8 protein-coding genes are annotated in these 8806 nt (G+C 70.9%); 1 reads left to right on the top strand and 7 read right to left on the bottom strand.

What is annotated here, in order from left to right; translation table 11 throughout:
* Nucleotides 1–102: 102 nt before the first annotated feature.
* From GAS53_RS03740 to GAS53_RS03770, 7 genes are read right to left on the bottom strand one after another with little or no spacing between them, the layout of a single operon-like run.
* Entirely contained in the window at nt 103–792 is a 690-nt protein-coding gene (locus GAS53_RS03740) for an SDR family NAD(P)-dependent oxidoreductase (protein ID WP_151475949.1), read from the bottom strand.
* Nucleotides 793–817: 25 nt separating this feature from the next.
* Complete coding sequence (locus GAS53_RS03745) at nt 818–1717, bottom strand: cupin domain-containing protein (RefSeq protein WP_151475950.1); 900 nt, start codon at nt 1715–1717, stop codon at nt 818–820.
* Nucleotides 1714–3072 carry an amidohydrolase family protein gene (locus tag GAS53_RS03750; RefSeq protein WP_151475951.1) on the bottom strand — a complete coding sequence of 453 codons (1359 nt, stop codon included), beginning with the start codon at nt 3070–3072 and terminating at the stop codon, nt 1714–1716. The genes GAS53_RS03745 and GAS53_RS03750 overlap by 4 nt, the downstream gene beginning before the upstream one ends.
* Before the next feature lie 21 nt (nt 3073–3093).
* On the bottom strand, nt 3094–4074 hold the full coding sequence (locus GAS53_RS03755; protein ID WP_151475952.1) for an alpha-ketoacid dehydrogenase subunit beta: 981 nt from the start codon (nt 4072–4074) through the stop codon (nt 3094–3096).
* Nucleotides 4062–5045 carry a thiamine pyrophosphate-dependent dehydrogenase E1 component subunit alpha gene (locus tag GAS53_RS03760; protein ID WP_151475953.1) on the bottom strand — a complete coding sequence of 328 codons (984 nt, stop codon included), beginning with the start codon at nt 5043–5045 and terminating at the stop codon, nt 4062–4064. The genes GAS53_RS03755 and GAS53_RS03760 overlap by 13 nt, the downstream gene beginning before the upstream one ends.
* Nucleotides 5042–6379: a M24 family metallopeptidase gene (locus GAS53_RS03765; RefSeq protein WP_151475954.1), complete on the bottom strand. Its 1338-nt coding sequence runs from the start codon at nt 6377–6379 to the stop codon at nt 5042–5044. The genes GAS53_RS03760 and GAS53_RS03765 overlap by 4 nt, the downstream gene beginning before the upstream one ends.
* A gap of 47 nt (nt 6380–6426) precedes the next feature.
* Nucleotides 6427–7110: a helix-turn-helix domain-containing protein gene (locus GAS53_RS03770; RefSeq protein WP_151475955.1), complete on the bottom strand. Its 684-nt coding sequence runs from the start codon at nt 7108–7110 to the stop codon at nt 6427–6429.
* Between the two features lie 181 nt (nt 7111–7291).
* Between GAS53_RS03770 and GAS53_RS03775 the strand changes: the two genes are divergently transcribed.
* The gene (locus GAS53_RS03775; protein ID WP_151475956.1) at nt 7292–8425 is read left to right on the top strand and encodes an acyl-CoA dehydrogenase family protein; all 1134 of its coding nucleotides are present in this window, start codon (nt 7292–7294) and stop codon (nt 8423–8425) included.
* Nucleotides 8426–8806: the final 381 nt, after the last annotated feature.

The following is an 8806-nucleotide window of genomic DNA, read 5'->3' on the forward strand; positions in this document are numbered from 1 at the left end:
GTCCTCGCACGGCAGCGGCACACCGTCCGCGCGCCATGGCACCGCCCATGCGTCCGGCGCTGACCACCGCGACCCGCCGCCCCGCGCCGGAGTCGCTCTCGCTCAACGCAGCAACCACCCGCCGTCCACGCTGAGATTGACGCCGTTGACCGCGCCGTTGCGCAGCAGGAAGTCCACCGCGTCCACGACGTCCCGCATGCGCGCGAGCCGTCCCGTGGGCGTCTGCGCACGAACGTTCTCCAGCACCTCCGGGGGCTTGCCCGCCCAGAACGGGCTGTCGCCGACGATGCCCGGATGGACGGCGTTGACGCGGATCGGAGCGAGTTCGGTGGCGAGGGTGCGCACCAGGCCGGTCACGCCCGCGTTCACCGTCGCGACCGTCGTGGCGCCCGGGTAGGGCCGTTCCTTGGCCTGTCCGCCGAAGATGACGACGGCGCTCTCCTCGGTCATCCGTGGCAGCAGCGTGTGCACCACCTCGGTGTAGCCGACGAGCTTGAGGGTGACGAGGTGCAGCGCGGCGTCGATGTCGTACTCGGTGACGGTGTTCTGGTCGCGTGAGATGCCCGCGAGGACGAGGTGGTCGACGTGCTCGATGCCGGCCAGCGCGCCCGCGATCTCCCTCGGCCGGGACAGGTCCAGGGCGAGCCCGCGCGCGCCGATCTCCTTGGCGGCCGTGTCGGCGCGGTGGGCGTCGCGGCCGGTGAGCACGACCTCGTCGCCGCGCTGCGCGCGGGAGCGGGCGATCTCGCGGCCGATGCCGGCCGTACCGCCGATGACGACGACGCTGCTCATGGCTTGTCCTCCAGCACGTCACGGCTCATGGCTTCTCCTCCGCCAGCACCTCGCGCAGGTAGTCCCAGTCCCGGGCGAACCGGTAGGAGTGGCGCGACGGCGGCTGCGGTGCCTGTGTCTCCAGCCAACGCACGGTGCCCGTACCGGCGTTGGTGAAGCTGTGTACGCAACCGGCGCCCGCCCAGGCGGCGTCGCCCACGCCGAGCCGGTGCCGTTCGCCGTCGAAGGTGGCGTCCACGGTGCCCTCGACGATCAGATACGTCTCCTCGAAGGGGTGGTCGTGCGCGCCCGCGACGCCGTCGGCCGCGTACTGCACCATGAACATCGTCGAGGCCACCGCGCCCAGGTCCGCGTCCACCATCATCTTCACGGTGATCCCGCTGTAGACGAGCAGCGCGGTGCGCATGCTGGCCGACACGGCGAGGAGGTCCTGGGACTGTTTGCCCGAGTCCATCTGGGCGGCCTCGAAGTGGCCGAACGAGCGGGTGCGCGGGTCGCGTACGTCGATCCGGACCGGCTCGCGGGCCGGCAGCGCCGGCACCGCCCGGGTGTCGTACCCGTAGCGCGCCCGCGGTACCGGCGCGAGCATGTCCGCCCAGCGCGCGACGGTGTCCCCGCCGCCGCGCCAGGCGTGCGGCACGCCCGTCGGCAGCAGCCCGTAGTCGCCCTCTTCGAGGAGGTACGAGCCTTCGGGCGTATCGAGGATCACCGTGCCCGAGAGCACGTGGAAGGACTCCTCGTACGAGTGGACGTGGGCCCCCACCGCTCCGTCCGGCGCGAGTTCGCACACGCCGAAGCCCGTGTGCACGGAGCCGTCCTCCTCGCCGACGACGGTCCGCCGCCTGAATCCCGTGCTCTTGTACGGCAGTTGGGGCGGGGCGGCGAACGTGGCGTCCGCCGCCCGCCGGATCACGTGGTGCGTCATGCCTGCTGCTTCTTACGTGCCTCGACCGCCGCCGCGAGGCGGTCACGGGACTCCTCGACCAGGCGCCGCGCCCGCCCGGTGTCGGCGAGCAGGCGGCCGTCGCGCTTGCGGACGACGCCGTCGACGATGACGGTCTCGACGTTGGACACGTCCGCGCTCAGCGTCACGGCGGCCACCGGGTCGATGAGCGGCGCGACGTTGAGCGCGGTCGCGTCGATCGCGACGACGTCGGCGCGCTTGCCGGGGGTCAGTGAACCGGTGCGGTGCTCAAGTCCCGCGACATGCGCGCCGTTGACCGTCGCGATCTCCAACATCTGACGTGCCGTCAACATCGTTTCGGGTACGGGGACGTCGGCCTGCCAGCACTCGGCGTTCACCCGCGCCCGCTCGCCGCCGAAGGCCGCGCGGATCTGGGTGAACATGTCGCCGGGCACGGTGGTGACCACATCGATGCTGAGAGAGGGCCGCAGTCCGTACTCGATCGCCTTCATCACGGGCGGCCAGCCGTGCCCCATCTGCTGCTCGACCTGCGGCGCGATGGAGACAGTGCCGCCGCTGTCGGCGACCATCCGCCACTCCTCCTCGCTGAAGTAGCAGCAGTGGATGTAGGTAGTGTCGGAGCCGAGCAGCCCCAGGTCGTGGAGTTGCTTGACCATTCCGAAGCGTCCGGCCAGTCGTCCCATGCCGACGTGCACGGTGATGGGGATGTCCAGCTCGCGCGCGAGCCGCCACTCGGCGTCGACGACGTCGTTGATGCAGAAGCCCGGACCGCGGGTGGCCAGACCCATGGTCAACAGCCCGTCGTCGGACTGGAAGTGACGCTCTCTCACCCTGCGTACGTCGTCCGCGGGTATCGCGATCTTGCTGTCGAACCAGTAGTCGGCGAGCGAGGTGTTGGCGCTGCCGTACGCGTACTGGGCGCGGATGCCGGTCTCGCCGAGCGCCTGGACCGCCGCGTCGGGATGCTCGGGTGTGTTGTTGATGTGCGACCAGTCGACGAGGGTGGTGATGCCGGCGTTCAGACACTCCAGCGAGCCCGCCAGGTTGCCCGCGTACACGTCCTCGGGGCCGTAGACGGGCGCGAAGGTGTCGAGGACCTCCACGAAGTAGTCGTCGAGCGTGGCGTTGGGCGCGCAGCCCCGGATGGGCGCCTCCCAGGTGTGGCGGTGGGTGTCGACGAAGCCGGGCACGAGGATGCGGCCCGTCATGTCGAGCACTTCCGCGTCCGCGCTGATGTCGCGTTCGACCGCCGCGATCTTCCCGTCCTCGATCAGGACGTCACCGCCGGGCAGGTCCCCGATGTCGGGGTCCATCGAGATGACGTGGCCCGAACGCAGGAGCATCCGATGGGGCATCGCTCCTCCTCCCATAGGTTTTCAGTACGCGGCGAGGTCGCGGACTTTCGTCACGACCTTGTCGACGGTCGGAATGACCTGCTCTTCGAGTGCGTCCGCGAAGGGCAGCGGCACACACTCGGCCGCGACCCGGCGTACGGGCGCGTCGAGGAGGCCGAACCCCTCGTCGGCGACGACCGATACGAGCGTGCCGCCCCAGCCGCCCTGGTACGGGTTCTCCTCGACGGTCACGAGCCGCGAGGTCTTCTCGAGCGAGCCGAGCACGGTCCGTACGTCCAGCGGCACGAGGCAGCGCAGGTCGATCACCTCGGTGTCGATGCCCTCCTCGGCCAGCCGCTCGGCGGCGGTCAGCGCCACGGGCACCATCGAGGCGAGCGCCACGAGCGTGGCGTCGGCGCCTTCGCGTACGACGGACGCGCGCCCCAGTTCGACGACGTGGTCGGGCGGCGCGGGCGCCCCCTTGGCGGCGAGCAGCCCCTTGTGTTCGAAGAACACCACGGGGTCGTCGCTGCGGATGGCCGCCGCCATCATGCCGATCACGTCGGCGGGTGTGGCCGGTGCCGCGATCTTCAGTCCCGGGACGGTCAGCGCCCAGTTCTCGGTCGCCTGGGAGTGCTGCGCGCCGAAGCCCAGCCCGCCGCCGTTGGCCGTACGCACCACCAGCGGCACGGTGACCTGACCACCCGTCATGTACCGCACCTTGGGTATCTCGTTGGCAAGGTAGTCCCAGCAACAGGCGAGGAAATCCGAGAACATGATCTCCGCGACCGGCCGCATCCCCGTCATCGCGGCGCCCATCGCCGCCCCGACGATGGCCTGTTCGGAGATCGGCGTGTCCCACACCCGCTCGGACCCGAACTCCTCGTGCAGCCCGGCGGTCGTCTTGAACACCCCGCCCGCCGCGCCGATGTCCTCGCCCAGGCACACCACCGTCGGATCGCGCCGCATCTCGCGCGCGATGCCCTCGGCGACCGCCTGCCGGTAGGTGATCACGTCCGCCACGCCGCACCTCCGTCGGCCCATACGTCGGTCAGCGCCTCCCGAGGATCGGGCGCGGGCGCGTTCTTCGCCGCCTCGACCGCCGCCTGTACGAGGTTGTCCGCGCGCTCGTCGGCCGCGGTGACCGTCTCGGCGGGCACCCCGAGTTCGGCGAGGCGGCCGCGTGCGAGGTCCAGCGGATCGTGCTTGAGCCAGCGCTCGACCTCCTCCGCGGGGCGGTACGTGGCGGGGTCGGCGCGGCTGTGGCCGAAGTGCCGGTAGGTCTGTGCCTCCAGCAGGCTGGGCCCGTCTCCCGCACGGGCCCGAGCCACCAGCCGGGCCACCGCCTCCTGGACGACGACCACGTCGTTGCCGTCGACGACCTCGCCGGGGATGCCGTACGCGGGCGCCCGGTCGGCCGCGGGGTTCGCCACGGCGGTCACATCGGCGATCGGCGTGTACTCCATATAGAGGTTGTTCTCGCAGACGAACAGCACAGGCAGCTTCCATACGGCGGCCAGGTTGAGCGCCTCGTGGAAGGCGCCGATGTTGGTCGCGCCGTCGCCGAAGAAGGCCACGGCGATCTGCTCGGTGCCCCGCAGCCGTGCCGACCAGGCGGCGCCGACCGCCATCGGGAGATGGGCGCCCACGATCGCGTACGACCCGAGCATGTTGCCCGCGGCCTTGGTGAGGTGCATCGAGCCGCCCTTGGCCTTGCACAGGCCGGTGGCGCGGCTCATCAGTTCGGCGAGGCACTCCTCGGGGGTCGCGCCGCGGGCCAGTGCGTGGTGGTGGCCTCGGTAGGTGGCGAACACGTAGTCGTCGTCGCGCAGAGCCGCACTCGCGCCGACGGCGATGGCCTCGTGTCCGGCGGCGAGGTGGGTGGTGCCCTTGACGAGTCCGGACATGAACAGGTCGTGGGCGGCCTGCTCCGTACGCCGGATCACGGCCATCTGCTCGTACAGCGCGAGGAGTCGGGACCCGTCGGTCGTCATTTCCCACCCCTGCCCTCACGGGTGTTGAGGTGGGACTGGGCCTCGCGCCTCGTGTTGAGTTCGCCGCCAACGGTCCAGTACTTGCGGCCCGCGACGAGGAGCTCCTCGGCCGGGAACTTGGTGATCACCTCGCACCCGTCGGCCGTGACGACGACCTCCTCCTCGATCCGCGCCGCCGACCAGCCGTCCGCCGCCGGCCAGTACGTCTCCAGCGCGAACACCATGCCCTCTTCGAGGACTTCGGGATGGTCGAGCGAGACGAGACGGCTGAAGATCGGCTTCTCCCAGATGGACAGGCCCACCCCGTGCCCGTACTGCAGCGCGAACGCGGCCGTCTCGTCGGGGAAGCCGAACTCCTCGGCGCGCGGCCAGACTCGGACGATGTCGGCGGTCGTGGCGCCCGGCCGGACCAGGGCGATGGCCTCGTCCATGTAGGCGCGGCAGCGGATGTACGCGTCACGCTGGGCGGGCGAGGCGCTGCCGACGGCGAACGTGCGGTAGTAGCAGGTGCGGTAGCCGAGGTGGCTGTGCAGGATGTCGAAGAACGCGGGGTCGCCGGGGCGGATCAACCGGTCGCTGTAGACGTGCGGATGCGGTGAACAGCGCTCGCCCGAAATGGCGTTGACGCCTTCGACGTACTCGCTGCCCAGGTCGTAGAGGACCTTGCTGACGAGCCCGACGCACTCGTTCTCGCGCACGCCCGGCCGCAGGTGGGCGTACAGCTCCTCGTACGCGGCGTCGACCATCGAGCAGGCCTGGGTGAGGAGGGAGATCTCGTCGGGTGTCTTGACGCGGCGGGCCTCGAGGAAGACCTGCTGGCCGTCGACGACGTCGATGCCCTCCTCCTTGAGGGCCTGCAGCACGGGCATCTCGGCGAGGTCCACGCCCAACGGCTCGCCCGCCAGGCCGTGTTCGCGCAGTTCGGCCGCCACCTTCGAGGCGACGTCCGCGCCGATCCCGGCGTCCGGGTGGAAGGCGCCGCGGAGGGTGGAGATGCCCGCGCGGGCGCCGGTGGGCGGGCCTTCCTTGCCGTCGCTGTAGTCGAGCCACGGGTTGTAGAGCTGGTGGTGACGGGCCGCCGAGCCGAAGTCCCAGACGATCGGTTCACCGCCGCGGACGAGCAGCGCGAAGCGGATCAGCTTGTCCATCGCCCAGGTGCCGATGTGGGTGGCGGACATATAGCGGATGTTGGAGAAGTCGAAGCTGAGCAGGGCGCCCAGCTCGGAGCGGTTCAGGGCCGCGTTGAGCCGGGCGAGCCGTTCCCTGCGCAGCCGGTCGAGGTCGATGCGCTGTTCCCAGTCGACGGCGTTCGGCCCGAATGTGCGGATTGCCATGGCGACCACCACCCTCATCCGGAGTGAACGACCGCCCGGGGAAAGTGTCAAGGCATACTGAACACGAACCAGACGCCGACGGCCGGTTCGCTCCCGTCGTTGCGATAGCGGTGCGGGGTCGTCGACTCGAAGGACACCGCGTCGCCGGGCCTGATCACGTACTCCTCGAAGCCGAGCGTGAGGATCAGTTCGCCGGAGGTCAGACAGCCGTACTCCGTCCCGGGGTGGCGCATCAGCCCGCCGGTGCTGGAGGAGGACCCGCCGGGGCGGTACGTCACCAGCAGGAAGTCGACGTCCATGCCCGGAACATGGCCGAGACGCTCCCATACGACACCCGAGTCTAGTTCCAGCACTTCCCGCTCGCCACTCCTGACCAGCGGTCCGATCCTGCGGCCGGGGTCGGCGGCGAAGGCCGCGAGCGCGCGCAGCACGGTGTCGGGCGGCGCGCCGACAGCCGCCTGCGCCGAGGCCAGGGGGGTCTCGCCGAGAGCCCTCGCGGGGGCGCGGGCCGTGTCGCCCTCCGCGTCGAAGAGGGACTCGACCGGGATGGAGAGCGCGGTGGTGATCGCGTACAGGGTGCTCACCGAGGGCTGGCTCTTGCCGGTCTCGATCTGCGAGATGAGGCTCGCGGACACCCCGATCTCCCGCGCGAGACCGCGCAGGCTCATGCCCCGCGCCGTGCGCGCCTGCCGGATGCGCGCGCCGACGGGTGGCACGACCGCAGGGGACACGAACGGCTCCTTTCGTCGGAACGTTCATCGCCATTGAACAGTGCGGCGAGGCGACGCGGGAGTGTTGCTCGAGAACGGCTTCCACCGACCCCGGTCTTCGGCCCGAGGGGTCCCGGCGGTTCGTGCGTAAACAGAGACGACGCTGCCGACGACACCTGAGGACCAAGGAGCAGGGGACGACATGAGATTCCTGGAGCGCGAGCGCGCGGCCCTCACCAAGCTGCTGCCCGGCCTCGACGACGGTCTGAGGGCCGTATCGCTGATGACACTGGAAGGGCCGCAGAGCCCGGGAATCCGGCTGTTCCGGGAGAGCGGAGGACCCGGGCTGCTGGCCCCGACCGCCCTCCAGGGCAAGGGCGCCACGGCACTTGAGGCCCTGCGGGTGCAGCGTGCGCTGGGCAGTCGTTCGCCCTCGCTCGCGGTGGCGACGACCATGCACCACTTCTCCATGGCCACGCTGGTCGGGCTGAGCGACTCCGGTGAGGGGCTGGAGTGGATGCTCGTTCAGGGCGTGGCCTCCGAGAACCGTCTCCTGGCGTCCGGCTTCGCCGAGGGCCGCAGCGGCACCGGGATCCTGTCGCCGTCGATGTCCGCCACGGTGGCCCCGGAGGGGGTACGGATCAGCGGGGTGAAGCGGCCGTGCAGTCTCGCCCGCTCCATGGACCTGCTCACCGCCAGCGTGATGGTGCCGTGCGAGGACGGCGAGGGCCACGAGCTGGCCGTGGCCCTGGTCCCGGCCGACAGCGAGGGGCTGAGCGTCAGCGGCTTCTGGGCGAGCAGCTTCCTCGCGGGCGCCGAGAGCGACCAGGTCACCCTGGACGACGTACTCGTACCGCCGGAACTCCTTGTCCGGACCGCCTCGCCGGCCGGAGCCCGTCTCGACGAGGTGCAGACCGTCGGGCTCGTCTGGTTCGAGCTGCTGATGACCGGCAGCTATCTCGGCGCCGCGAGCGCCCTCGTGGAGCGGGTGCTGCTCAACGACCGGGTGCCCGAAGCCGAGCGGGTCCGGCTCCTTGTGGAGATCGAGGGTGTGACGGCGGCGGTCGAGGGCCTTGCGCGGCGGGTGGACGAGAGCACTCCCGACGAGTCCGCGCTCGCCGACTCGCTCTTCGTGCGCTACACCGTGCAGGACGCTCTCGCCCGGATCGTCCCGCGAGCCGTCGAGCTCCTCGGCGGGCTCAACTTCATGACGTCGGACGAGGTGGGCTATCTCGCCGCCTGCGCCAACGGGCTCGCCCTCCATCCCCCGTCGAGGTCACGCATGACCGGCCCCCTGTCGACGTACCTCGCGGACGGACCACTGACCGTGGCGTAGCCGCTCCACCGGGGTGCGCAGGCTGGTTCCTTTCCCCAACCCCACCCCTTCCCGAAACTGGGGCTCCGCCCCGGGGTGGGTGGGGGTTTGGGACGGTTCGCAGGCTGCGGGCCGGTGGGGGCTGGTCGCGCAGTTCCCCGCGCCCCTAAAGGGGCCCGTCGTCGGGTGCGGGTTCTCGTGGGTTGCTCGCGCAGTTCCCCGCGCCCCTAAGGGGGCCCGCGCCTCTGAAGGGGCTCCCGCCCCTTGCGGGGCTTGGTGGGTTCCGGCCGGAGGGGACGTGGCGGGATGTTCGGCCGCAGCGTACGACGACAACCGCCCGGGACCACCGAGCCACAACAACGCCTTACGTCACCGGCTGCGGACGGACATCCCGACACGGCC

Source organism: Streptomyces albicerus (assembly GCF_008905045.1).
In the GTDB taxonomy this organism is placed as follows: Bacteria; Actinomycetota; Actinomycetes; order Streptomycetales; family Streptomycetaceae; genus Streptomyces; species Streptomyces albicerus.

Excerpts from the sequence above, each read along its gene's own strand:
- GAS53_RS03775 (WP_151475956.1), top strand. The coding sequence starts at position 7,292 with ATGAGATTCCTGGAGCGCGAGCGCGCGGCCCTCACCAAGCTGCTGCCC.
- GAS53_RS03760 (WP_151475953.1), bottom strand. The coding sequence starts at position 5,045 with ATGACGACCGACGGGTCCCGACTCCTCGCGCTGTACGAGCAGATGGCC.
- GAS53_RS03765 (WP_151475954.1), bottom strand. The coding sequence starts at position 6,379 with ATGGCAATCCGCACATTCGGGCCGAACGCCGTCGACTGGGAACAGCGC.
- GAS53_RS03745 (WP_151475950.1), bottom strand. The coding sequence starts at position 1,717 with ATGACGCACCACGTGATCCGGCGGGCGGCGGACGCCACGTTCGCCGCC.
- GAS53_RS03740 (WP_151475949.1), bottom strand. The coding sequence starts at position 792 with ATGAGCAGCGTCGTCGTCATCGGCGGTACGGCCGGCATCGGCCGCGAG.
- GAS53_RS03750 (WP_151475951.1), bottom strand. The coding sequence starts at position 3,072 with ATGCCCCATCGGATGCTCCTGCGTTCGGGCCACGTCATCTCGATGGAC.